Source organism: Bacillus solitudinis (assembly GCF_002797395.1).
In the GTDB taxonomy this organism is placed as follows: Bacteria; Bacillota; Bacilli; order Bacillales; family Bacillaceae_D; genus Halalkalibacter_A; species Halalkalibacter_A solitudinis.
The window spans coordinates 1,086,348-1,111,652 of record NZ_KZ454943.1; the positions used below are offsets into that span (position 1 = coordinate 1,086,348).

The 25,305-nt window shown below is 38.2% G+C and carries 23 protein-coding genes; 5 read left to right on the top strand and 18 right to left on the bottom strand.

The window, feature by feature from the left end:
• Positions 1 to 8: 8 nt before the first annotated feature.
• On the bottom strand, positions 9 to 1,085 hold the full coding sequence (locus tag CEF19_RS05385; protein ID WP_100405135.1) for a bifunctional 3-deoxy-7-phosphoheptulonate synthase/chorismate mutase: 1,077 nt from the start codon (positions 1,083 to 1,085) through the stop codon (positions 9 to 11).
• Between the two features lie 211 nt (positions 1,086 to 1,296).
• Here CEF19_RS05385 and CEF19_RS05390 point away from each other — a divergent pair, with 211 nt between their 5' ends.
• The gene (locus CEF19_RS05390; RefSeq protein WP_100405136.1) at positions 1,297 to 3,462 is read left to right on the top strand and encodes a cell division protein FtsA; all 2,166 of its coding nucleotides are present in this window, start codon (positions 1,297 to 1,299) and stop codon (positions 3,460 to 3,462) included.
• A gap of 322 nt (positions 3,463 to 3,784) precedes the next feature.
• On the opposite strand, the gene CEF19_RS05395 is transcribed toward CEF19_RS05390, so the two are convergent.
• Both CEF19_RS05395 and CEF19_RS05400 read right to left on the bottom strand, forming a co-directional pair.
• Positions 3,785 to 4,237: a YtxH domain-containing protein gene (locus CEF19_RS05395; RefSeq protein WP_100405137.1), complete on the bottom strand. Its 453-nt coding sequence runs from the start codon at positions 4,235 to 4,237 to the stop codon at positions 3,785 to 3,787.
• A 13-nt stretch (positions 4,238 to 4,250) separates the two neighbouring features.
• Positions 4,251 to 4,685, bottom strand: coding sequence for a DUF948 domain-containing protein (locus CEF19_RS05400; RefSeq protein WP_100405138.1), 435 nt, complete (start codon positions 4,683 to 4,685; stop codon positions 4,251 to 4,253).
• 164 nt (positions 4,686 to 4,849) lie between these two features.
• Here CEF19_RS05400 and CEF19_RS05405 point away from each other — a divergent pair, with 164 nt between their 5' ends.
• A complete protein-coding gene (locus tag CEF19_RS05405; protein WP_100405139.1) occupies positions 4,850 to 5,965 on the top strand; it encodes an aminopeptidase in 1,116 nt (371 codons plus the stop codon).
• A gap of 86 nt (positions 5,966 to 6,051) precedes the next feature.
• Here CEF19_RS05405 and murC read toward each other — a convergent pair whose 3' ends face one another.
• The 9 genes from murC to CEF19_RS05450 form a co-directional block, all read right to left on the bottom strand.
• The gene (gene murC / locus CEF19_RS05410) at positions 6,052 to 7,350 is read right to left on the bottom strand and encodes a UDP-N-acetylmuramate--L-alanine ligase (RefSeq protein WP_100405140.1); all 1,299 of its coding nucleotides are present in this window, start codon (positions 7,348 to 7,350) and stop codon (positions 6,052 to 6,054) included.
• A 144-nt stretch (positions 7,351 to 7,494) separates the two neighbouring features.
• Positions 7,495 to 8,592 (bottom strand): nicotinate phosphoribosyltransferase, encoded by a 1,098-nt coding sequence (locus CEF19_RS05415; protein ID WP_100405141.1) that lies wholly within the window; start codon positions 8,590 to 8,592, stop codon positions 7,495 to 7,497.
• A 97-nt stretch (positions 8,593 to 8,689) separates the two neighbouring features.
• Complete coding sequence (locus tag CEF19_RS05420; protein ID WP_227521919.1) at positions 8,690 to 12,019, bottom strand: DNA translocase FtsK; 3,330 nt, start codon at positions 12,017 to 12,019, stop codon at positions 8,690 to 8,692.
• A gap of 88 nt (positions 12,020 to 12,107) precedes the next feature.
• On the bottom strand, positions 12,108 to 12,716 hold the full coding sequence (gene ytpR / locus CEF19_RS05425; protein WP_100405142.1) for a YtpR family tRNA-binding protein: 609 nt from the start codon (positions 12,714 to 12,716) through the stop codon (positions 12,108 to 12,110).
• A gap of 29 nt (positions 12,717 to 12,745) precedes the next feature.
• Positions 12,746 to 13,543: a DUF1444 domain-containing protein gene (locus CEF19_RS05430; protein WP_100405143.1), complete on the bottom strand. Its 798-nt coding sequence runs from the start codon at positions 13,541 to 13,543 to the stop codon at positions 12,746 to 12,748.
• Between the two features lie 267 nt (positions 13,544 to 13,810).
• On the bottom strand, positions 13,811 to 14,137 hold the full coding sequence (locus CEF19_RS05435) for a thioredoxin family protein (RefSeq protein ID WP_100405144.1): 327 nt from the start codon (positions 14,135 to 14,137) through the stop codon (positions 13,811 to 13,813).
• A gap of 18 nt (positions 14,138 to 14,155) precedes the next feature.
• The gene (locus tag CEF19_RS05440; RefSeq protein WP_100405145.1) at positions 14,156 to 15,166 is read right to left on the bottom strand and encodes a PTS sugar transporter subunit IIC; all 1,011 of its coding nucleotides are present in this window, start codon (positions 15,164 to 15,166) and stop codon (positions 14,156 to 14,158) included.
• Between the two features lie 78 nt (positions 15,167 to 15,244).
• A complete protein-coding gene (locus CEF19_RS05445; protein ID WP_100405146.1) occupies positions 15,245 to 15,769 on the bottom strand; it encodes a DUF84 family protein in 525 nt (174 codons plus the stop codon).
• A 120-nt stretch (positions 15,770 to 15,889) separates the two neighbouring features.
• Positions 15,890 to 16,963 carry a M42 family metallopeptidase gene (locus CEF19_RS05450; protein ID WP_100405147.1) on the bottom strand — a complete coding sequence of 358 codons (1,074 nt, stop codon included), beginning with the start codon at positions 16,961 to 16,963 and terminating at the stop codon, positions 15,890 to 15,892.
• A 175-nt stretch (positions 16,964 to 17,138) separates the two neighbouring features.
• Here CEF19_RS05450 and CEF19_RS05455 point away from each other — a divergent pair, with 175 nt between their 5' ends.
• A complete protein-coding gene (locus CEF19_RS05455) occupies positions 17,139 to 17,444 on the top strand; it encodes a PepSY domain-containing protein (RefSeq protein ID WP_100405148.1) in 306 nt (101 codons plus the stop codon).
• A gap of 78 nt (positions 17,445 to 17,522) precedes the next feature.
• Here CEF19_RS05455 and CEF19_RS05460 read toward each other — a convergent pair whose 3' ends face one another.
• Both CEF19_RS05460 and trmB read right to left on the bottom strand, forming a co-directional pair.
• Positions 17,523 to 18,365, bottom strand: coding sequence for a YtnP family quorum-quenching lactonase (locus CEF19_RS05460; RefSeq protein WP_406565378.1), 843 nt, complete (start codon positions 18,363 to 18,365; stop codon positions 17,523 to 17,525).
• Between the two features lie 145 nt (positions 18,366 to 18,510).
• Positions 18,511 to 19,152: a tRNA (guanosine(46)-N7)-methyltransferase TrmB gene (gene trmB / locus CEF19_RS05465; protein WP_100405150.1), complete on the bottom strand. Its 642-nt coding sequence runs from the start codon at positions 19,150 to 19,152 to the stop codon at positions 18,511 to 18,513.
• Between the two features lie 147 nt (positions 19,153 to 19,299).
• Between trmB and CEF19_RS05470 the strand changes: the two genes are divergently transcribed.
• Positions 19,300 to 19,548, top strand: coding sequence for a YtzH-like family protein (locus CEF19_RS05470; RefSeq protein ID WP_100405151.1), 249 nt, complete (start codon positions 19,300 to 19,302; stop codon positions 19,546 to 19,548).
• Between the two features lie 75 nt (positions 19,549 to 19,623).
• Here the strand turns inward: CEF19_RS05470 and CEF19_RS05475 are convergent, their stop codons facing one another.
• Together CEF19_RS05475 and pulA are read right to left on the bottom strand one after the other, a co-directional pair.
• Positions 19,624 to 20,412 (bottom strand): phosphotransferase family protein, encoded by a 789-nt coding sequence (locus tag CEF19_RS05475; RefSeq protein ID WP_157800884.1) that lies wholly within the window; start codon positions 20,410 to 20,412, stop codon positions 19,624 to 19,626.
• Positions 20,413 to 20,509: 97 nt separating this feature from the next.
• Entirely contained in the window at positions 20,510 to 22,651 is a 2,142-nt protein-coding gene (gene pulA / locus CEF19_RS05480; protein ID WP_100405152.1) for a type I pullulanase, read from the bottom strand.
• A 229-nt stretch (positions 22,652 to 22,880) separates the two neighbouring features.
• On the opposite strand from pulA, the gene purU reads away from it, so the two are divergent.
• On the top strand, positions 22,881 to 23,753 hold the full coding sequence (purU, locus tag CEF19_RS05485; protein WP_100408218.1) for a formyltetrahydrofolate deformylase: 873 nt from the start codon (positions 22,881 to 22,883) through the stop codon (positions 23,751 to 23,753).
• A 194-nt stretch (positions 23,754 to 23,947) separates the two neighbouring features.
• Here purU and CEF19_RS05490 read toward each other — a convergent pair whose 3' ends face one another.
• Both CEF19_RS05490 and CEF19_RS05495 read right to left on the bottom strand, forming a co-directional pair.
• The gene (locus tag CEF19_RS05490) at positions 23,948 to 24,265 is read right to left on the bottom strand and encodes a type II toxin-antitoxin system HicB family antitoxin (RefSeq protein WP_100405153.1); all 318 of its coding nucleotides are present in this window, start codon (positions 24,263 to 24,265) and stop codon (positions 23,948 to 23,950) included.
• A gap of 90 nt (positions 24,266 to 24,355) precedes the next feature.
• Complete coding sequence (locus CEF19_RS05495) at positions 24,356 to 25,276, bottom strand: hypothetical protein (RefSeq protein WP_100405154.1); 921 nt, start codon at positions 25,274 to 25,276, stop codon at positions 24,356 to 24,358.
• Between the last annotated feature and the right edge of the window lie 29 nt (positions 25,277 to 25,305).

A 25,305-nucleotide genomic window follows, 5' to 3' on the forward strand; every position in this document is an offset into this window, starting at 1 on the left:
TTTGCTTACTAGTTCTTATATAAACCTGATGCAATTAATTCATCCAAGAATTTATTAAATGTTGGGATATCCATTTGTTGAGCAGAATCTGAAAGGGCAACCGCTGGATCCGGATGTACTTCAGCCATAACGGCATCTGCACCAATTGCTAATGCGGCTTTTGCTGTTGGTAACAATAGGTCACGTCGTCCCGTTGAATGTGTCACATCCACAAGAACCGGCAAATGAGTTTCTTGCTTAAGAATTGGAACAGCAGAAATATCTAACGTGTTACGTGTTGCTTTCTCGTACGTACGAATTCCTCTTTCGCAAAGCATAATATTACTATTACCTTTTGAGACAATATATTCAGCAGCGTGAATGAATTCCTCAATCGTTGCAGCTAACCCTCGCTTAAGCAAAACTGGCTTTTTAACTGAACCAGCTGTTTTTAGAAGTTCAAAGTTTTGCATATTACGTGCACCAATTTGAATAACATCAACATACTCAATTGCCATTTCAATATCAGATGGACTTACTATTTCACTAATAACAACCATATCTAATTCATCTGCGACACGCTTAAGAATTTGAAGTCCTTCCAAACCAAGCCCTTGGAAGTCATATGGAGATGTACGAGGCTTAAATGCACCCCCACGTAAAAGTTTTAATCCGCGTTTCTTCATTGCCTTTGCGACAGCAAGAACTTGCTCGTAGCTTTCAACTGCACAAGGACCCATAACTAGGCGCTGACGTCCATCACCGATTAATTCACCCTTTAAATCAACAATTGTATTTTCTGGATGCTTTTTACGAGATACGAGTAATGCCTTACTATTATCGTCTTCTTGTAATTCTAAGCTTGCTTTAAAAATTTGCTTGAAGATATGCTGAAGTGTGGACGTTTCAAATGGACCTTCGTTATTTGCTGCAATATGATCAAGCATCGCACGCTCACGAACAGGATCGAAACGATTAACACCTTGGGTTCCTTTAATTTTACCAACTTCTTGCACAAGCTGAGCTCGCTCATTTATTAAGTCTAATAATTTTATATTCACCTCGTCTAAAGATGCTCTTAGCTTTTCTACTTGATCATTCCCCATTCTCTACCACTCCTCTATTCTTAATTCTTCTATATGATAAGGTTAATTATAAATGATTAAGTATAGAAAGTCACTACTTTTCTCTTTAATACTTAAAAGCTTTTAAGCGCTAAAGTATTTTTTATATCTCTTCCTCTTACCTTTTTCAATACTATTTAGTAAAATGAAGGGAAGTTAAGGATGTATATTTTAGAAATGAAGGTGATCGCTATTGTCGAATGAAACCTTTTCTCCCCTTTTTGCACTTGATATTGGAACACGGTCTGTAGTAGGACTTTTACTAAAGCAAACAAAGGACCAATTTGAACTCTTAGATATCGAGATTATAGAGCATCATGAACGGTCAATGCTTGACGGCCAAATCCATGATGTTCCAGCTGTTGCGGCTGTCATTCAAAAAGTAAAAGATAGATTAGAAGAAAAGCACGGGCCCCTGCACAAGGTATGTGTAGCTGCTGCTGGTCGTTCTTTAAAAACGAAACGAGCAACATTTGAAGTAGACATTAAAGGAAAACCAATGTTTGAGCGAAATGACCTTCTTCATTTAGAGCTTAGTGCTGTACAACAGGCTCAATATGAACTGGCACAGGAGAAAGAAAAAGAATCCTTTGTTCACTACTATTGTGTTGGTTATTCAGTACTAACGTATAAACTTGATCATCAGCTGATAGGAAGTTTATTAGATCAGAATGGACAAATTGCGACTGTAGAGGTGATAGCAACTTTTTTACCAAAGGTTGTCGTTGAATCCTTGTTAGCCGCTTTATCTCGAGTCAACCTTGAATTAGAAGCACTTACCCTTGAACCAATCGCGGCGATAAACGTCTTAATTCCTCCTTCAATGCGTCGTCTGAACGTCTCCCTCGTGGATATTGGAGCAGGAACATCAGATATTGCTTTAACCGATGAAAATACGGTCATAGCATATGGAATGGTTCCCGTTGCTGGTGATGAAATTACTGAAGCCATAAGTGACCACTTCTTGCTCGATTTTCCTGACGCTGAAAATGTAAAGCGTCAGCTATTAACGAAAGAAGAGATTACCCTTCAAGATATACTTGGTTTTGAAACGACATATTCTCGTCAGGATATTTTAATTCCTATCGAGCCGGCAATTCGTAAACTAGCCCAAACGATCAGTGAGGAAATTTTGAGATTAAACGGAAAAGCCCCTAAAGCTGTGATGCTAGTCGGTGGGGGAAGTTTAACACCTAATTTAGCAAAGTTCATCTCTCAATATTTAGAACTACCTGAAAACCGGGTTGCCATTCGTGGATTGGATGCAATTAAAAAATTAAAGATATCAAATGAGCTTACTTATGGTCCAGAGCTAGTTACACCTATTGGAATTGCTATTGCTGCAAAAGAGAATCCAATTGAGTATATTAGTGTCAGGGTAAATGACCAAACACTACGATTATTTGACGTAAAGCGTCTGACAGTTGGTGATGGTTTACTAGCTGCCGGTGTTGATATCTCCAAGTTGTATGGAAAACCAGGCCTTGCAAAAATGGTAACAATTGAAGAAAGATTAATATCCATTCCAGGAGAACATGGAAAACCACCTAAAATCCTAAAAAATGCGGAACCAACATCTTTAGATGCACCATTAAAAGCAGGTGATTATCTTTTGGTTGAACGCGGAGAACACGGAAGGCAGGCTTCCATCACGCTGATGGAGCTTGTAGGGGATATTCCTACTCTTAATTTAACTATTAATCAACAATCGTACTCCTTACCTGCCCAAATTATCCGAAATGGGACTAGCGTTGCCCCTCAAGAAGAGGTTCAAGAGCGTGATACAATCAGTTTACGACTTCCAAAAACGATACGGGACACGTTCATTCAATTGAACCTATCTTTAGAGTCTTTTTTAACGTATTCATTAACCGTTAATGAGAAAGAAGTAATTGTTCCAAGTTCAAAGAAATCGTTGTTTAAAAATGGAAGTCCTGCTCGGTTAGACGACACTATAACAAATTTCGACCGACTTGAATGGCAAACAAGTGGTGAAACTACTAATTTACCCACTGTACTTGATTTATTAAAAGTCTTAAAAATTCGTGCTTCGACATCTATTTCTATTTTCTTTAATGATAAACCGATTACTATAGAAAAGTCTTTAGTCGATGTTCATCGTGGGAACACTTCGCTACTGTTGTCGGATCATATAATTATCAACGATATTATTACTGTTAATACAAAAAAGGCAAATTCCTTTATATTACAGGATGTTTTTTCAGAGGTTGATGTCGATTTAAGTGATACTGTTAATAAATCTCTTACTCTCCGTCGAAATGGTGAGAACACAGGATTTAGTGACACTATTTTTAATGGGGATCGCATCGAGCTTTCACTCCATGCCACAGATAGTTAAAGAACAAGAATCAATTTTTTTTGTTCTTTCCATAAAGTTAGGAGGACAGGTTCTTTCATTCGGCAGCTTGTAAGGTCTTAACTCGGTATTGTACCGGGCTTAGGCCTTTTAATTTTGGAAATATTATCATGTTGAGGTTATCAAACAAGTGGATCGATAGAATTGAGCACAAAAAAACACGCAAACTCTCACTTCCTTCACACTGCCAAGAAACAAGTAGAGGAGTCGAGTTGCGTGCGTTATTATTTTCCCTTCATAAATCCCCGGTTTAGGATAGATGGTGTCAGACACTCAGGGTATTGTTCATCTTACGCGGGATTTTTTAATTTTCTCGTTTATCTTCTTCTTCAGAAATCTTATTATAAATATCGTCTACCTCTTCTTTGACTGTCTGCGAGATTTCTTCGCCACTTTCTTGAACACTTACAGCTACATCATCTGCAAGTTCTTGAGCTGTGTCTGCTGTATTCTCTGCTTCCGACTTCCCTATCGCAGCCACATCCTTCACTTTATCAACAACCTGTGAGGATTGGTCCTGAACAACCTTAGCAACCTGCGAGGATTTTTCTTTCGCATACGAAGCCCACTCATTTCCTTTTTCATAAGCAGTTGTAGTAAATTGATTTGTTTTCTCACGAGCAATCTGAGCTTGATCATTTAATTCACTTCTTAACTCTTTCCCTGACTTTGGGGCTAAAAGTAAAGCGCCAGCTACTCCTACAAAACCACCAATCAAAGTTCCGATTAAAAAATCTTTCGTATTCATATCCCCCATACTTAACTCCTCCTTATGTAGTTGGTTCTTGATCACTTTTTCTTTTTTGTTTAAATTTATTATATAAATCAATCGCAACGTTTCCCCACTTTACAGCCTGTGCAATATTATCCGACTGATTCTCAGTTGTAGTCGAAACCACAGTTGAAACGTTCCGAATAGATTGATTCACTTGTTGAAATGAACTTCCCAATTCTTTCACGGATGTAAAAACTGTGTTGAGCGCCTCTGATTTATCTTGTATATCGTCTGCAAGCTGATTTGTTCGGTGCAAAAGCTCTTCTGTTTCTTTCGTAATACCATTCATTTGTTTCTCGAGACCTTCCATCGTATTCGCAACATGAAAGAGTGTACGATTAACTGATTTCAAAGTTATCACGAGATAGATAACAAGAATAGCAAATGCGATTGCGGCTATAATAGCACTTATGTACAATAATGACTCCATAGAACAATTCCCTCCTTTGTTTCCAATTACCCACATTAACTTCTCGTTAAACTTCTGTATTAACTATTTCTAGAAAAGTTAATCAATTCCTGCAAAAATATTATAAATTAGCTTGTTTTCCCAAAATCATTTAGACTGTGCTTATCATGAGAAGGAGGTAAAAAATGAAAGATCCACGTATTCTTACATTAGCAAAAAACTTAGTACAGTATTCAGTTAATTTACAACCAGATGAAAATATCCTGATTGAAAATTTCGGTTTACAGCGAGAACTAGTAACAGCCATTGTTGAAAAGGTGTATGAATCTGGAGGAAATCCTTTTGTCTTAATTAAGGATCACCGCGTCGAACGAGCTTTATTACTAGGTGCTAACAAAGAACAACTAACAACGCAAGCAAAGATAGAAGCAAGTTTAATGGCGCAGATGAATGCATACATTGGGTTACGAGCCGGCGATAATATATCAGAACTGGCCGATGTACCTAGTGAACAAATGGCTCTTCACGGGAAAACAATTGGCAAAATTGTTCATCATGACATTAGAGTTCCTCAAACGAAGTGGGTGGTACTCCGTTATCCAACTTCATCTATGGCTCAGCTAGCAAATAAGAGTACCGACGCATTTGAAGATTTTTACTTTAACGTCTGTAATTTAGATTATCAAAAAATGAGTGAAGCTATGGAACCACTTGTTGAATTAATGAACAAAACAGATAAAGTTCACCTTAAAGGTCTAAACACAGATATTACCTTTTCAATTAAAGACATACCTGCAATAAAATGTGCAGGGGAACATAATATACCAGATGGAGAAGTCTTTACAGCTCCTATACGTGATTCAGTCAATGGCACGATAACGTATAATACCCCTTCTCCATATCAGGGATTCACATTCAAAGAGGTTAGCTTAACGTTTAAAAATGGAAAAATCGTTGAGTCATCCGCTAATGACTCAGTGCGACTTGAAAATATCCTAAATACAGATGAAGGTGCAAGATTCATTGGCGAATTTGCGATTGGGGTGAACCCATATATTAAGCATCCTATGAAAGATATATTATTTGACGAAAAAATTGATGGTAGCTTTCACTTTACACCTGGTCAATGCTATGAGGAAACCTCAAATGGAAATCAATCATCCGTTCACTGGGATCTCGTCATGATTCAACGACCTGACTATGGTGGCGGTGAAATCTATTTTGATGATCAATTGATTCGTAAAGATGGTAAATTCGTTTTACCCGAGCTTGAAGCTTTAAATCCTGAAAACCTCCTATAAAGATTCTTCAAAAAGGGTAAAACTCTCTAAAGCAAAAAGGGTTATCCAAAAGATTATATTGATCTTAGGATAACCCTTTATTTTCACTAAACTAAAGTTTCTTCATAAGCCTTTTGAAACTTTTGTATATCTCCAGCTCCCATAAAAAGAAGTGTGCTGTCTACATGTGATTTTAACGTATCAACGTCAGCTTCCGGCAATACTTTAGCTCCTGGAATTAACGCTTGCAAATCTTCAATTGTTAAATTTCCAACTTGCTCCCTAGCCGAACCGAAAATATCACAAAGATACACATAATCAGCTTGCATTAAAGACTCCGCAAATTCATGTAAGAATGTCTTTGTTCTTGTGAATGTATGTGGTTGGAAAATCGCCACCACTTCTTGGTCAGGATATTTTTGTTTCGTTGCCTCTATCGTTGCAGCAATTTCTGTAGGATGATGCGCATAGTCATCAATGAGAATTTGTCTTTCAACTTTTTTCTCACTAAATCTACGTTTAACTCCCTGAAAAGTTTGCAAATGTCGAGCAACATCTTCAGCAGATACATTTTCATAATGACAGATTGCAATCACAGCAAGAGCATTTAGCACATTATGATTTCCAAAACCTATTGTTGTAAATGTCCCGTACATATGATTTCTGACAAACACATCAAATGTCGTTCCATCGCTTGTAACTCGTACGTTCCTCGCTTGAAAGTCATTATCTTCTCCCAATCCGTAATAAACCACCGGAACATTTGCATGAATTTCTTGAAGGTGGATATCATCTCCACATGCTACAATCGCCTTTTTCACTTGCATCGCCATCTCTTGAAATGCAGTAAATACATCTTTTACATCTGTAAAATAATCAGGATGATCAAAGTCAATATTTGTCATAATGCAATAATCAGGATGATAATTTAAAAAATGGCGACGGTATTCGCAGGCTTCAAACACAAAGTATTTTGAGTCCTCTTCGCCTTTACCAGTTCCATCCCCAATTAAAAAGGACGTTGGGTACGTGGATCCTAACACATGAGAAAGCAAACCCGTTGTTGATGTCTTACCATGAGATCCTGTTACTGCAATACTTGTGAAGTTTTGAATAAATTCACCCAAAAAAGTTGGATATTTTTTAATATTAACGTTCAAACTATGAGCTTCTTGAACTTCTTCATGATCGTCACCGTAAGCAGCTGAGACGATAATATTCTGTTCTGGTTTTATATTAGATTTGTCAAAAGGGAATAACGGTATTCCTTTTTTTTCCAGTGGTATTTGCGTAAAGAAATTCTTCTCTACATCGGATCCTTGTACCTCATATTTCATATCGTGTAAAATCTGTGCTAATGCACTCATCCCCGAACCTTTTATGCCAATAAAATGAAAAATTGCCATAGTTGGACCTCCAAAATTCTCACCGAGCCCAAAATGTATGTAAGGCATCGATTCATTATATTCGTATTGTACATATCCACTCATCTAATAGTATATGTATTTTCAAGAAAGAAAGACCTACTATTTCGATCAGGTCTTATTCAGTTAATCAACAAGTGAAAGCCGAGGGTTATCGTTAAACCGTCTTCCTGCTTTCGCTTCATGCTCGCCATTTAAACGAACATTATCGCCTGTAAAGCCTATATGAATTTTTAAAAGACTTCCCCCAACCCCATAAATGTCAACTGGAACTCCTTCTTCTTCATATTTCTGTATCCTCTCCGCATTAAACCCACCTGTGGCAATAATTTTCACATGTGGGAAACCTTCTTTATCAAGGGCCTCTCGCAAAGCAAAGAGCAGTACTGGATTCGCACCACGAGGGTCAAATGCTCCCATAACTTCGGGGTTTCTACAAAAGAATTGATCAACCATCGTCCGTGAGGTATCAACACGTACCCCTTTCAAGTCATTACCAAAAGCTCGAGCAACTTTTAAAGCATCTGTAACTACATCGTTATTATAATCCACGAGAGCCATCAATTCATCCTCGGGATACGTTTCCTTATAAGCTTTTGTTGCTTCAACTACGTCACCTTCAAATAATTGGATGAGGGCGTGCGGCATAGTCCCCATCCCCTTCTTCCCCCACCACTCATTCATTGCATGCGTTGCTTGAGCGGTAGAACCCCCGATATGAGCAGCATATCCATCACCTGATTGCTGCGTAAAATGGTCATCTCGATCTCCCATGAAAATAATCGGTTTTTGAACACCCGAAACCCGTGCTGCCTTAACAACGTTATAAACATTCGTTGCGACTGACGTTCTTCTTGCAAAAATCCCATCGATAATACCTTCCAAATATCCAAAGTTTTGATACGGACCAGTTATCGTTAATACTGTTTCAAACGGTTTAATTTTATCACCATCTGCCAAGGATCGAATTTCTAGCTCTTCCGGCTTTTTGGCAAACGTTCGAATAAGAGCAATGACTTCATCCGTCCCACAAACAATTGCATTTTCTTTTTGAAAAAATTGAGTGGTTACATAATTATTTGGCTTATACTTTTCTACAATTTCCCTAGTTTTCAGAAAGTAAACAGCTGAAAACCACCCCTCACGAATTCGTTCATCAAATTTAAATGTATTATTCGTGAGCCTCTTTATTTCCCCTTGCATTTTTAATTCAATTTCTTTCATAGCTCGTCCAAGCTCCTTGTAAATCCCTTAATAAATTAGTTATCTTAAGTAACAGATATTTTCTATCATATAAAACCTCGCAACTTAATACAAGACTTTACTCACTCTCTTTATGATAAAGGGATTCTTCAAGTTCAATCTCATCTACCAAAACATGTCTTGCCTTACTTCCCATCGCCTCTGAAACAACGCCTCGTTCTTCCATCATATCGATTAGTCTAGCCGCACGATTATAGCCGACACGAAACCGTCTTTGTAAACTTGAAGCTGAAGCTGAACCTTGTTCAATGACGTAATGACATGCTTCTTCAAATAATTCATCTTCCTGCTCAGAAAACTCTTGCACCTTTTGCAATTGGTCGATTTCCAGAAGATAGTCCGGCCCTCTTTGCTTTTTTACATGGGCAATGACATCTTCAATTTCCTCATCTGAGACAAACGTTCCTTGTACACGAATTGGTTTAGGTGTTCCATTTTCATGAAAAAGCATGTCTCCTTTCCCAAGAAGACGTTCTGCCCCACTCATATCTAAAATTGTTCTTGAATCAGTTTGAGATGAAACCGAAAACGCAATTCTAGTCGGAATATTCGCCTTGATTAAGCCTGTAATGACATCGACAGAAGGACGTTGTGTGGCAAGTAATAAATGAATACCACAAGCTCGTGCCTTTTGAGCAATTCGACAAATGGCATCCTCAACATCCTGAGGAGAAACCATCATTAAGTCGGCTAATTCATCAATTACTACTAACACATAAGGTAATGCTGGTTTATCTGGTGATTCTGAGTATAAATCATTATAACGTCCTACATCCCGGACCCCTTGTTTTGAAAATAGTTCGTAGCGCCGTTCCATCTCAGCTACGACCCATTTCAGAGCGGCAGTTGCCTGCTTTGCATCCGTAATAACAGGTGTAATTAAATGTGGTAACTCATTGTATGGAGCTAGTTCAACCATTTTAGGGTCAATAAGTAAAAGCTTGACTTCATCTGGATTAGCTTTATAAAGCAAACTGATTAACACAGAATTAATACACACGCTCTTCCCTGATCCTGTGGCCCCCGCAACAAGACCATGAGGCATTTTCTTCAAATCCGTGACAATTGGATGACCTGATATATCTAATCCAAGCGCAACATTCAACGGAGAATCCGGTTTTAAAAAAACATCTCGTCTTAAGATTTCTCTTAAAAACACTGGAACTGAGGCACGATTTGGAACTTCAATCCCTATAGTATTTTTACCTGGTATTGGTGCTTCAATTCGGATATCCTTCGCTGCAAGGGATAGCTTAATATCATCCGTTAGATTGGTGATTTTATTAACTTTCACTCCTCTAGCTGGCTGTATTTCAAACCGAGTCACCGAGGGACCTTTTGTAACATGCACAACTGTTGCATCAACATTAAAACTTTGTAATGTTTCCTCCAAGAGTACGGACTGTTCATTAAGCCATTCCGTGTCATCATCAGTTTGGACATTTGGATAGTTTAATAGTTGAATACTTGGATACACATAGGAAGAAGATGTTTTTTCAGACATTGGCCTTTTATCAACTATCGGTTGCTCTTTGGCTAGCGATTTCTGTTTGTCCTTCGGTAGCATTAGAACATTAAATGGAACCCGCTTCTGCAATTCAGATTGAGTCCCTTGTTTGGGGCCATCCTTAATTTGATTTCCTTGTTTTGGGCGTTCCACTATCTTTTCAGCTTTTTCCGAAACTTCTCTTTCCACTTCTAATTCCTCGTTCGGTAATTCTTCTAAATCTAACGTCTCCTGGTCAGTGAGTTGCTCAATTTGTTGTTCCTCATCACTCTCTTCTTTTAAAGAGTCTACATATACTTCGGGCGCTACTGTCTCTTCACTCTCTTCTTTTATAGGCTCTACATATACCTCGGGCGCTACTGTCTCTTTACTCTCTTCTTTTATAGGCTCTACATATACTTCGGGCGCTACTGTCTCTTTACTCTCTTCTTTTATAGGCTCTCCATATACTTCGGGCGCTACTGTCTCTTTACTCTCTTCTTTTATAGACTCTACATATACTTCGGGCGCTACTGTCTCTTTACTCTCTTCTTTTATAGACTCTACATATACTTCGGGCGCTACTGTCTCTTTACTCTCTTCTTTTATAGACTCTACATATACTTCGGGCGCTACTGTCTCTTTACTCTCTTCTTTTATAGACTCTACATATACTTCGGGCGCTACTGTCTCTTTACTCTCTTCTTTTATAGACTCTACATATACTTCGGGCGCTACTGTCTCTTTACTCTCTTCTTTTATAGACTCTACATATACTTCGGGCGCTACTGTCTCTTTACTCTCTTCTTTTATAGACTCTACATATACTTCGGGCGCTACTGTCTCTTTACTCTCTTCTTTTATAGACTCTACATATACTTCGGGCGCTACTGTCTCTTTACTCTCTTCTTTTATAGACTCTACATATACTTCGGGCGCTACTGTCTCTTTACTCTCTTCTTTTATAGACTCTACATATACTTCGGGCGCTACTGTCTCTTTACTCTCTTCTTTTATAGACTCTACATATACTTCGGGCGCTACTGTCTCTTTACTCTCTTCTTTTATAGACTCTACATATACTTCGGGCGCTACTGTCTCTTTACTCTCTTCTTTTATAGACTCTACATATACTTCGGGCGCTACTGTCTCTTTACTCTCTTCTTTTATAGACTCTACATATACTTCGGGCGCTACTGTCTCTTTACTCTCTTCTTTTATAGACTCTACATATACTTCGGGCGCTACTGTCTCTTTACTCTCTTCTTTTATAGGCTCTACATATACTTCGGGCGCTACTGTCTCTTTACTCTCTTCTTTTATAGGCTCTCCATATACTTCGGGCGCTACTGTCTCTTTACTCTCTTCAACAATTGTCGGTGATTGCTGGAGTTTGGCTTCTAACTTTTCCTTTGGTTCTGTTTCAATTATTGGAGAAGTTACCGCTTCTTTTCTTTCCTCCTTTATGTCTTCAATATGAAAAGGAGAAAAAGACTTTGTTTGTTCCTGTTGATTATTTTTTTGTTCCTGAGATCCATATCCATGGATTGCAGATGGTATAACTGTCGGTTTAAATTGACTATTTGAGAAAGGTTTCTTCTTTTTTTCAGATTCCTTTTCCTCACTACTTTCCTTTTGAATCTGACTACTAATCGAAGGAGTTACTGCTTGATGCCTATCTCGATTATCTTCTATAAGTGGAAAGCGAAATTTTCCAGGTTTGGCGTACTGATAAGTCATACGTGCTTGACTACTATATTCTTCATTTCGTTCTAAATATCCGTAGCTACGCTTTTCTTTAGTTTTTCCTTTATCTAGTTTCTCTAACGTTTCTGATTTTTCTTGTTCCTGACTCGAAAATAACTGTTGCATTTTCTTTACCCAATTTTGTAACGAACTCACGGTTCCTCACTCACTTTCTATCCTTTCGTACATCATGTTTGAGTAGAAAGAACCACTAGGTTTTTCTAGTGGTTCTTTCTACTCAACCTTAGTTTTGAACGAAAGGTGCACCGATTTGATATCCACTGTCCAGAATCAGAATTCCTTTTTCAGTTGGAGCATCTGGTAAGTTAAGCTCTTTAGCTGAACAAATCATTCCTGCCGATTCAACCCCTCGTAATGCTGCTTGCTTAATGATTAACCCACTTGGCATAACTGCTCCTACAAGAGCAACCACTACTTTCTGGCCTTCATCCACATTTGGAGCCCCGCAAACAATTTGAAGTATATTTTCTCCAACATTAACTTTACAAACACTTAGTTTATCAGCATTTGGGTGTTTCTCTTTCTTTTCCACAAACCCTACAACAAATGAGGGTTTACTCTCTACAGAAACTTGATCCATCATACCATTTTCATTAAATGCACGTTTAATTAAGTCTTTCAAATTATCTGTTACTTCTAAAGCACCGGCGCCTTCTAAACTTCCATATGTCGAAGCGTTAAAAATATTATAGCCGATAGTTTCATTTGAGTCTCTATTATAAATACGGATAACATTCCCTTTTTCCTCAAAAGCACGATGTTTTAAGTCCGTATCACCAATCACTAAAATTAATGTATCTCCAACCCCAGCACGATTATAAAAAATATTCATCTGTTCTATCTCCTTATCGTTAATCCATGTTAGGATTTAGGTTTTTTTTGTGCAAGAATAAAGGTTGGCTCTAGCTCCCCATTCTCATAAAGAAACGGAAGTGCTGTAACTGGAACGCGTCCTTGTCCAAAAAACTGCAGAGCAATTTGTGCTAAAACATCATAACCAGTGTCGTTAATAATATCAGCAAAGATTAACACGTCTTGATGAGGAATCGCAACAGCCAATTGTCCTTCCACCTTTTGAGCCATTCCCTCAAGTAAAGAGTGATCAAGGACTCTACTGGCATCGTACCCATCTTTCGCTCTCAAAAAATAAAACGTATTACCTGCTACTATATCCTCTTTAATAGGTTGAGGAAGAGACCTTACATTAAACAATGCCGTTTCTTTTAGTCTTTCCGCTGTCAATCCGTTTTTCTTCATCGTGTCTTCATCTATCAGTGTATAGGATTCTCCCAGATCTAAGGCGTAGTATACCCGGGTTTCTGCTGTATGTTCATCAAATATTAGTTTTCGTCCGTCGTTTGTCTCTTCAGGAAAAGATGTTGCACGAATAACCGGAAATATCTTTTTTTCATTTCCAATCAGCTCGGCTTCACTACTCATCGCCTCTAAACCTATTTCAACATAACGAATCACTTCATCAATTGAATCAAACTCGTTCCGTTCCCATTTTGCAAGTAATGGTTTTAAGGCAACCGTAACACCTTTTTTTATCTCTATATTTTCAATTCTTAGTGTAGCTTCCTTATGATCGTAAGAAAGACCCCACCCTTCTCGAGTCAGTTTACTTTCTATTTCTTTTCTGAATTCACGTAATTCCATGAAAATCCTCTCCTTCACACGTATCAAGTTTACCATTTTCTACTTAGAGGTCAAATGTTTCACGCTCCGATGCGCGAAAAGAGGATGTCACAAGGAGAAAGGCCTGTGACACCCTGATAGTCATGAAAATAGGGTTTGAAACTTTACATAAAAACTTACCAAAATGGAGTAATGACCAAGCAAGTATGATGCGTAGCTCTCAAAAAAAAGAGAAATCACCTCTCCCATTCGGAACAAAAAGTTTTCATTTCTTAAGATGTCTGACCTTTACACACTCTTCGATTCTGCTTTAGTTAAGAAAGCCTCAATTTCTTCCTGAGTTTTGCGATCCTTACTTACGAAACGGTCTACTTCTTCTCCATTAGCATAGACAAGAAAACTTGGAATTCCGAAAATATCAAGTTCTCCACAAAGATCAATAAATTCATCTCTATTCACATAATAAAATGAGAATATCGGGAAATCCGCTTCAATGCGCGGAAGGACTGGTTCTATCACTTTGCAGTCTGGGCACCAATCCGCTGAAAATAAAAATACAACGGTTTCCTTTTCTGATAATTCCCTAAATTGCTCAATACTTTTTAATAACTCCATATTCTTCTCTCCTTTAAATTAAGACTGTTCAATTTTCATATCTCCTAGACGTATTAAACCAATTTTACGTAACCATTCCGATAATAACAAACTAATGAGGGCAGGTGCAATAAATTGTAAGATGGCTACTGCGATTATAACATTTGTAGATAAGCCCATATCAGCAAATGTCATGATCGGTCCAACAAAGCCGCTTGTCCCCATCCCAGCACCTTCTTTAACGTTGGTCATCCCAAAGCCAATGGTTGACACTGGACCTAGAATAGCCCCTGCTATCGTTGGTGGGATTAAGATAAGAGGATTCCTAGCAATGTTTGGAACTTGTAACATCGATGTTCCAATTCCTAAGGAAATAAGACCAGACCAACCATTTTCCCGGTAGCTACTTACTGCAAAGCCAACCATCTGCGCAGCACACCCCACCGTAGCTGCTCCTGCTGCAATTCCTTCTAACTCTAGCATAATCGCAAGGGCAGCACTAGAAATAGGCGCTGTTAAAGCTAATCCCATTAGCACAGCAATAACAACTCCCATTACAATTGGCTGCTGTTCAGTAGCCCACATAATAAGACTTCCTAGTGACCGCATGCCAAGTTGAATTCCCGGTCCCACCGAAGAGGCGATCAGAAAACCTGTAAATATTGTTACAAACGGGGTCACAATAATATCCACTTTTGTCTCCTGTGACACAAGTTTTCCTATTTCAGTTGAAATTAATGCTGCAATAAAACCACCTGCTGGACCGCCGAGAGCAACCCCTGCTGCCCCGCTGACAACGGCCGAGAAAATGACAAGTCGAGGGGCCTTCAACCCAACAGCCACAGCTACACCAATTGCAGGTCCCATTAGGTCCATTGCAAGCTGTCCTACTTCTTGAAACACTAACCAACCTAATTGTTCACCAATCGTCCGTATAATTAAACCAATAATGAGGGAAGAAAATAGCCCTAACGCCATATGACTTAATGCAGTAATAATATACACTCGCCACGAAAGATGAACGCCCTTTCTCTCAAGAAATGTTTTCAACTGTAAACCTCCTAAATCTTATTGCAGGTTAATAAGAATTGACCAAATGTCTTAACTTTTCTAATTTAAACAATCTTCTTAATGTCTTACTGTATTGGTGCCATAGCGAAATTGTCCATAGAGAATTCTAACAATATGCGCAAACATATCTTTACGAGATATCATTCCATCTGTCAGAACCCCTACGGCCCCTTCCTTTTTTCTACTATCTTTATTTTTCATATAGCGGGCCATTACATCACCTAGCTCGTTACCTTTGAGAAGATCCTTTTCTATATCGTGAGGAAGAGGTAGCTTTGCTCCACCTGCAACCCACACTGTACCCGATTGGTTAGTAAGAGCACCCCAGTTACATAACATCAACCCTGTCGATGTCTCCGTTACCCCGCCTTCAAGCCCTATTCCTAAATAAGCATCCGTAACGATTTCAAGACTAGCTTTGGCGCGATTAATTGCGCCTTGCATTGTTTCTTCATCAGAAAATGGTTGATTCGATACTTCTGATGGAACATCAACACTAATAATTGTATACGGTTCTCTTATGAATACTTCTTGCACGGAATGGACCTTTGCTGGATTTTTTGTACCAACAGCTAGTTTCACTTTTTACACCCTTTCGTTAAGAAAAGCTACGCAGCAGCTTTTTCATGTGGCAATGTGGGGAACCGATGCTCTTCATCACTTTTTAAAAAACGATTCTCCCCCGGTGAACCGTTCTATTTATTAAACCATTTTTGAAATTGTCTCCATTGTTGTTCGGTCTGTCTTTTTCACAAGTTCAACAATTAACTCTTTCGCTGCTGCATAATCATCGGTATGGATCATTGAAGCTGCTGTATGGATGTATCTAGAACAAATACCAATCACGGCTGAAGGGACTCCGTTCCCCGACATATGAACGCGTCCAGCATCAGTCCCACCAGGAGAAACAAAATATTGATAAGGTATTTTCTTCGTTTCAGCTGTATCTAAGATAAATTCTCTCATTCCCCTATGGGTAATCATTGAACCATCAAATATACGTAGAAGCGCTCCTTTTCCTAAATGTCCAAACGCATCCTTGCCACCGGTTGCATCGTTTGCTGGACTTGCATCCAAGGCATAAAACACATCGGGGTCAATCATATTTGCCGCTGTCGCTGCTCCGCGTAAACCAACTTCTTCCTGAACAGTGGCTCCAGAATAAAGGACATTAGGCAAAGAAACCTCCTTTAGTTCTTTAAGCAGTTCGATAGCTAACCCAACGCCATAGCGGTTATCCCAAGCTTTGGCTAGAATTTTCTTTTTGTTAGCTAACGGTGTAAATGGACAGATAGGAACAATTTGTTGTCCTGGCTTAACACCACTTTGCAGAGCATCCTGCTTATCATCCGCTCCGATATCTATGTACATTTGCTTAAGAGGCATTGGTTTCGTACGTTGTGACTCTTCAAGAAGATGCGGTGGTGTCGACCCTATAACACCTATAACAGGACCGTTTGTGGTGATAATCTGAACTCGCTGCGCTAGGAGAACTTGACTCCACCATCCACCAAGCGTTTGAAACTTAATGAGACCTTTTTCATTTATAGAGGTAACCATAAATCCTACCTCATCCATATGACCAGCAACCATTACTGTTGGGCCTTCTTCACTTCCTCTTTTCACTCCAAAAATACTACCTAACTTGTCTTGAACAAATTCATCCGTGTATTTTGTAAGCTCTGTACGCACAAAGTTTCGAATCTCATGTTCAAATCCTGGTGCACCTTGGAGCTCAGTTAAGGTTTTAAATAAATTAAGTGTCTCCTTATTCATAGATATCCCCCTTCACTTTTATCTGCTTTTAGTTTAGCTAAACCGACTTTGAATTTCCATTAAACCTTCGACATTCTCCGGTCGTTTTGAAAAAGACATTCTTTCCGTTATAATTGAATCAATTGTAACCAATATATCACATACTAGAACAGTTAAAACGAAAGGGTGAATAAACATGGCGATTAAACGACTATTATTGGGAATTGGAATTGGACTAGCTGCAGGCTATATTCTTCGTCCAACTATATCAGGGGATAAAATCAGTCCTGAACAAGCATTGAAGCAAGTTAAAAAAACACTTACATCAACTTATGACATTCAAGGATCATGGATTCATATGATACCTGAACAACTAGAACGACATCAAATCCCCTATGAAGTATACCGTGGGGGTGTATCCATCAAGGATGAATCCGGAACCTTGCAGTATGAATTTTTAGTTGATACAAAAACAGGAACATTATTAGAATTAACGAAATAACTGGTGAGAGAGCCTTAGAGAGCGTGTTGTCTAAAAAGGAACCCCTTTTTCTGAACACACTAAGAGCTCTTTTTCTTTTTATCCTTTCCGTTTAATTGAGTCGATGAGGTTTCCTGTCTCATCCCATTTTATTGCCCGATACTTGTAATCATGATAAAACAAAATCCATGCATCATGTTTTAAGATAAAGTCTTTCCACTTTTGCTTTTCAGAAATCGTCTGTAACGGGTAATCATCATAAGCTGTAACCCATAGCACATTTTCATGCGCATGCGTAGGTAATATGTCAGCTAGATGAACAAACATTTCATTCTCATGATTAACTATTACAATGGAGTGCCCCGCGCTATGCCCCCCAGTATGAATCATTTTCAGACCAGGAATGACTTCAATTTCATCTACAAATGTTCTTACTTTATCTTGTATTGGTTTCCAATTCTTTTCCCAATAAGTATTTCTCGAACGAATATTTGGTTGTTTCATTTCATACCATTCAACTTCAGATACGATAATTATAGCGTTTTCAAAGAATGGAATCTCGATCCCATTTCTATTCTTTGTTAGGCCTGTTGCATGGTCGAAATGAAGATGAGTCATAATAACGAAATCGATATCTGCTGTAGAAAGGTTTAATTTTTCTAATTCTTCTTTGACGAATGATTCTTTAGTTACACCATAATTTCTTTTTTGTTTTTCTGTAAAACGTCCTTTACCTATCCCAGCGTCAACAAGAATATGAAATCCGTCCTTTTGAATCAAAATAGGGTCGGTACTTGTTTTGACTTGATTCAAGTCATTGGGAGGATATCTTTTACTCCAAAGAGGTTTTGGCACTACACCAAACATTGCACCACCATCTAAATTGACCTCGCCTCCATTTAACCAAGAAATCGTTAGCTTTTTTCTACTGATTGCTTCCACGTTCATACGCCCTCCAAATAGAAACTCTTTATTGTCATTTTATATCAATTCCCCTTTTCAATAAAGCGAAGAGGGTGTCTTCCTAAAGACACCCTCTTCGCTTTAAGTATAACTTTTATTCATTTTCCGTTACTGCTTGACATTCTTAATCCCTAAACACCGCTTCACAACGGAATATTCTCATATTTTTCCGAGAGAATTTTTCTTCGTATTCAGTCATTACATTGCCTTCAAGCTGGCTCTTGTGAAGATCAAGACTTATATTTTCAAGAATCATTCCATATTTTGAGAAACTGTGTAAAGAATACTCAAATAGACCTTGATTATCCGTTTTCAAATGTACTTCTTTTCCTGGCTTTAAAATGCGCTCGTAAAGCTTTAGGAATCGCTCATATGTTAATCTACGTTTTTCATGCTTATTTTTAGGCCAAGGATCGGTAAAGTTAATAAACACGCGGTCAATTTCATTCTCAGCAAAGAAGTCTTCCAATCCCTCAACATCTTTATTGATGAATTTAACATTGGGTTGACCTGTTTCCTTTATCCGTTCCATTGCCGTCACAAGAACACTGTCATATTTCTCAATACCGATAAAATTAATGTCAGGATGCACTTTCCCCATTCCTGTTAAAAACTGTCCCTTACCCGTTCCAACTTCAACATAAATTGGGTTTTCATTTCCGAATACCTCATGCCAGTTACCTTTACATTCCGTAGGATTAGGTATGACGATATGTGGAACTTTATCCATCTCTTGTTTAGCCCAAGGCTTGTGACGCAAACGCAACCTTACCACTCCTTATACTATTACTCAAACAAGTATTATAACGTGTTCCCCTCAGATTGTATATGGAAGGTTTGTCCTCGTATACTCACGTGACCTATGAGAGATGATAAAAAAAACTGATTAACTGTTTAAAGGAGCGAGAGAACTATGACGATGTCAAATTATGATAAGCTTGGCTTACTTCGCGATTTACTCCAAAATCAATCGGTCGAACAATACATGTCGACAGATGAAGCAGAGCAAATAGAACGTCTGCTTTCTAATCTAGTCACAGAAATACACTTTAGTCCAAGTATCCAGCAGTCTCTGCAAGAAATGCAGCAGGTTCACAAAATAAATCACGATCCTTTTGAGAAGGAATTTGTTGATCAATGGCTAAATGTTATCTCCGAATAAACAAAGCAAGCATAATAAAAGGATGATTCAAATGGTCAATTTGAATCATCCTTAAAATAATTGTTCATTTTCTTCTTACAGTAATGACTTTAGGTATTCTTTAAAATGGTCTGCTTGCTCAACTTGATTTCGTTCAAAGTGCCATAGGAGCACTGAAATCGTTTGTGAAACAACATACCAATGCATTCGTTCAAGAAGCCCATCTTCTAAGTCCAAACCATATTGCTGTAACCAGTGCACCCAATCTGTTTCTGGTATATAGGAGTATAGTAATAAACCTAAGTCCAAGGCGGGATCGCCAACCTTCGCCCCATCCCAATCAATTAAATAGAGATGGTCTTCTTCTGTTAGCATCCAGTTGTTATGATTAATATCACAATGACACACTACATATTTATGATATTGAACGTCCTCAATTTTATCAGTCAGATAACGCATTCCTAATTCAATGGTTACGTCTTCCACTTTATAATCCTCTAATTTTTTTCTTAACTCTTGAATAATGACATCTGGTGTTAACGGTTCATTCCCTATCCGCTTAAACATAGAGAGTAATTCACTCGAACGATGTATTTTAGCCAGAAGTTCTGCTACCATGCGTTCCTTCATCTCAAAGGACTTTAATTCCCGACCTTGCACCCAGCGTTGCGCTGTAAGCACATCACCATTTTCTAATCTCCTAGTCCAAAGTAACTTTGGAACAATCCCTTCGGCAGAAAGAACCGCGAGAAAGGGTGAAGAATTGCGCTTCAAAAAAACCTTCTGGTCACCTTGCTGGGCTATATATGCTTCTCCCGTTGCACCTCCAGCTGGTTTTACCTTCCAGCCTTCTCCTAAGAACATTTCCAACCAATTCACCCTCAATTTCCTATAGCTTTCGTATATAGACTCCGGAATCTTAACAGGCTGATATCAAACATAAAGAGAGCAGAGATTAACCGCTTGACTCTGCTCATTTTTACTACACAACGCATACAAGCGTTGAAAATGCTGCTACTTTTACACTACCGGCATTGTATAATGTATATAATGGTATCAAAGAAGCTTGGTGCTCGTCAACGAGAACTTTCCAATCTCCCTCTAAGGGCAATCGGATACCTTGTTTCTCAATCGAAGCATTATGAATAACTACAACCCGATCCCATGTTCCGAATTCCCCCACTTGATGTAATTCATAAGCAACGCAGTGAGCGCTCGTCTCGATCCATTTGAAATGCTTGTTTATTTGTGAGTATGTGGAGAATGTAAAAGCACGATGTGAACGTCTGATAGATATTAACCCTTTCACAAATTCAACCGTATCTTCGAACTTCCCTCTTCGTTCCCAATCAAATTGATTAATCCAATCTGGTGAATTATAACTATTCTCGACACCGTATTTTGTTCGAAAAAATTCCTGTCCTGCGTGTAAAAATGGAATTCCCTGCGCTAATAATACAATTGAGGTTGCTAAACGATGGCGTTTCTTTTTTAGGACGTTTGTTTCTCCTGGTAAAGACAAAGTTAGCTTATCCCAAAGTGTATGATTATCATGAGACTCCACATAATGAATGGCTTGCTGAGGAGTTAGAAATAGGTGCTCACTCCCAGAAACCCCTCCCATTATTTGGGAAAGAACTGTTCCATTTCCGTTACAAAACCCTTGATTGGTTTCATGAAACGTACTGCCTTTTATTGCATCACGAAACTGGTCTTGAAAGAACCCAATGGTCGGAAGTTCCTTTGCTTGGCGCATTGTTGCTCGTTTATTTTCTGCTAATGCTGTTGGCAAATCCCAACCTTCTCCAAGAAGAAAAAAACCGGGCTTGATCCTTTCTACAGCTGTAGCAACTTTTTGCATCGTTTTGACATCGAGAATGCCCATCAAATCGAAACGCAAACCGTCAATATTATATTCCTTTACCCAAAAGCATACACAATCCACAATATATTTCTGTACCATTTGCCGTTCAGTTGCTAAGTCGTTACCTACACCCGTTCCATTGCTGATATTTCCATTTTCATCATGACGAAAAAAGTAACCTGGAACGAGTTTTTCAAAATGAGACAACTCCCATATGTAAATATGATTAAACACTACATCTAAAATGACGCGCAACTGTTGTCTGTGGCAAGCTGCAATCAATTGCTTTAGCTCATTTACTCTTGAATAGCCATTATATGGGTCCGTTGCATAACTTCCTTCAGGAGCATAATAATGAATAGGGTCATACCCCCAGTTATAGCTATCCCAGCAATTCGACTCATCGACACTTCCATAATCATTAACAGGCAATAACTCAATATGAGTGACTCCTAATTGTCGAATATACGTAAGACCTGTTTCCCGCCCCTCCTTATCGACTGTTTCATTTTCAGTTAAGCCTAAAAATAGTCCCTTATGTCTTATTCCGTTATTTTTTCCGATTGTAAAATCGCGAATGTGCAATTCATATATTATCGTTTCACTTTTCGATATATTATTTAAGGCAATAGGCCAATGTGTAGGATTCGTTTCTTCCATATTGCCTATCATTGCTCGCTCACCATTTACTGAAACAAACCTCGCATAAGGATCCACAGCTACATTCCAAGCGCCGTTTACTAAAACCTCAAAATGGTACCACTCTAGATTTCGATCTCCCTCGAGAGAAAAGCGCCAAATCCCTCTATCCTCACGTCTAAAAGAAAAGATCTCCTTCTCTTCTGTAAACCAATTTTTATAAAGAACCAGCCTTGCCTCTATAGCTGTTGGAGCCCAGCATGTAAAGGTTGTTTGATTTTCCGAATAAACTGCCCCTAAATCCTCTCCATCGTAGTAAAACAGTTGATCAAATGCTTTTGTTCGCACCACATCTGTTAGTTCAATCAAGCAGCTGCTTTCTCCATACAACAGATAACATTCCTTTCCAATCGGATAAGGATTAACCAACGTGATATATAGATGCTCCTTCCCAGCCTTAACTTCCTTAATGTTTACTGTACTTCCTTCACTTAGAATATGAAGTTTCGGCAAGTCTTCTGCTCTCACCACACAATTAAATGTAACTTTTATAGAATTCATCTGAATCAATTCAGCTTTTTTGAAAAGATAATTGACAGACCATCGGTTCTTTTGCTTCAATGATGAAAGCACCCCCTATCTTGATTTAAATCATATTGGGCAAGCTGCTTAAGAATTACTCTTACGTGTGAATAAATAAACAGGAATTTAAATCAGGAGCCATTTGTTGCTTCAAAAAAACATTCCGAACGTGTTAACATCTTATAATTATGATAATAAGACACAAACTGTTCATAATAGATTTTATTTATCTTCGCACGCTAAGGCAAATATGAACGGAGGAAGTAAGATGTTAAAGGAAACACCCTTAAATCGTGCACGACTATTAATAGCATGCCATGACCGCCCTGGTATTGTCTCTGCTGTTTCAACATTTCTTCATAAGTATCAAGCCAATATCGTTCAGTCAGACCAATATTCTACCGATCCAGAAGGTGGAATGTTTTTTATGAGGATCGAATTTGATATTCAGAAAGAAGGTCAACTGTTCTCTGAATTAAAATCTGCTTTTGAAGCAATAGCCAAAACATTCTCAATGAATTGGCAAATGGAGCTTGCTCATCGCAAGAAAAAAATGGCAATTTTCGTTTCAAAAGAAGATCATTGTCTGTTAGAATTACTTTGGAAATGGCGTGCAGGAGAACTTCATGTTGATATTCCTTTAGTTATTAGCAATCATGAAGACAATCGAAAAGAAGTGGAAGCATATGGAATTCCATTTTACTATTTAAAAATTAATAAAGACAATAAGCGTGAAGCAGAACAACAAGCCATTGATTTATTATTAGAACATGATATTGATTTTATTGTGCTAGCACGTTATATGCAAATTCTTTCATCGCATTTTGTTGAAACGTTCCCTCACAAAATCATTAATATTCATCACTCGTTTCTTCCAGCTTTTATTGGCGCAAATCCTTATGCTAAGGCATTTGAACGAGGAGTAAAGTTAATTGGAGCTACTGCTCATTACGTGACAGATGACTTAGATGAAGGACCAATCATTGAACAAGATGTTCTTCGTGTAAACCATCGTTACACAGTAGATCAACTTCGTGTGGCTGGTCGTAACATAGAAAGAATCGCACTTGCACGAGCTGTGGCTTGGCACACGAACGACCAAATTATCGTACACGGAAATAAAACGGTAGCTTTTTCATAAAAAGGCGGCGTAGCCTTTTTATAGCAATGTAACGGAGCCACTGCCAGGTTTTAAGTCCTTTACAGGCGTTTTTCTTGTGACGCACAGGGTGTGGATCCATAGCTCCTCTATAATCACTCAGAAAATTTATACGTTCCTTTATTAAAAAAATTATATGTGACATAAAAAAAATCGACCAATTGGATCGATTTTTTTTATGTCAACTTTTTTAATTCTGTATTCAAATATAGAACTTCTTCTTCACTCATCTGAGGCTCTAATAAAATAATTTGAGCGCCCGAACAACTCTCTGGTAGCAGAGATTCTCCATGATGGCGAATCCATAATTCAAGGGCTTCTTCCAAGCCAAGCTTTGCAGCAGTTATTGAATCCCCAAAGCTCACACATCCATCAATTCCTTCAAGCTCGATCATGAATTCAGATGCACCGAGCCAATTCGAAACCCTTCTAACACGCCAGATGAAATCTTCAGGGCTAATCAAATCAAACACTGAGTCTGATTTCCGTCTCATGACTGACCCTCCTACCTTAAGTTTACACTTTGCTCATTATAAAGGGCTTTGCTTTAATAATCAATGAGCAATTACTGCTCTCTCGAATAGTCACGCATCTTCCCCCTCACGTTTGGATGAGGTTGTGAAGCAATAACTTAATAAAAGATTGGTCACTTTTAGTTGGTCATGTTTCAAAGGCGAAGGATGCTTTCTTTGTTTTTCTTTCCAAACTTCAAATGTTCGTTTATCAATAAATTCAACCTTTACACCTTGTACTTTATTATCAATAATGCTGTTTGGACAAAATACGATATTTCGAATTGGAAAATGAATATTTGCTGAATCTAAAAGCGGCTTTATCACACCTGTCATTCTCGTTAAAGATAAGAGTGGACTTAGTCTTTTTTTTCTCGTCTTTTCAACATACTCAGTCCAAAAACGATCAGAATTTGCTTCAAATACACTTAACTCATTACCTTCTAATATTGTTAAACAAATGAGCTCTGTAGGACTAATTAACAGAATATCAAGCTCAATTCGAGCCTTTTTGATATAAAATACTGGCTTATACATTAAAAAATAGTTATCAGGGAAATGTTCTGTAAAAAAGCGAAGCCATTTATCATATTGGTACCTAGGATGAAGTACCGATTCCTCCAACAACGAAGAGCTAGCCCAACGAAGTTGTGAAGAAAATATCTCATCTAGAAACTTGGTTTTCAGCTGAGCTAAGCTTAAAGATTGAAGATGATTTTCCTTATCCGTATTTTCATTAACATCAGTTTGAAATTGACTAGGTTTGTTCCAGTTTTTTAAACGTTGCATTGCCTTTGAAACAAATCCCTTTTCATCGTCTATCAATGCTTCTTCTGTATCTTCTTCTTTACCATCATACTGCTGATTTTGCTCCCATTCAGATTTCAAATAGTACCAACGTTCTTTTTTCATTCTCGCAAACTGACTAGGATAGCGATTTAAATCAAATTGATAACGTGAAATATAATCTTCTAGTTTAATTAAATGCGCCACGGTCAAACCTCCAGCCTAACCCCATTAAA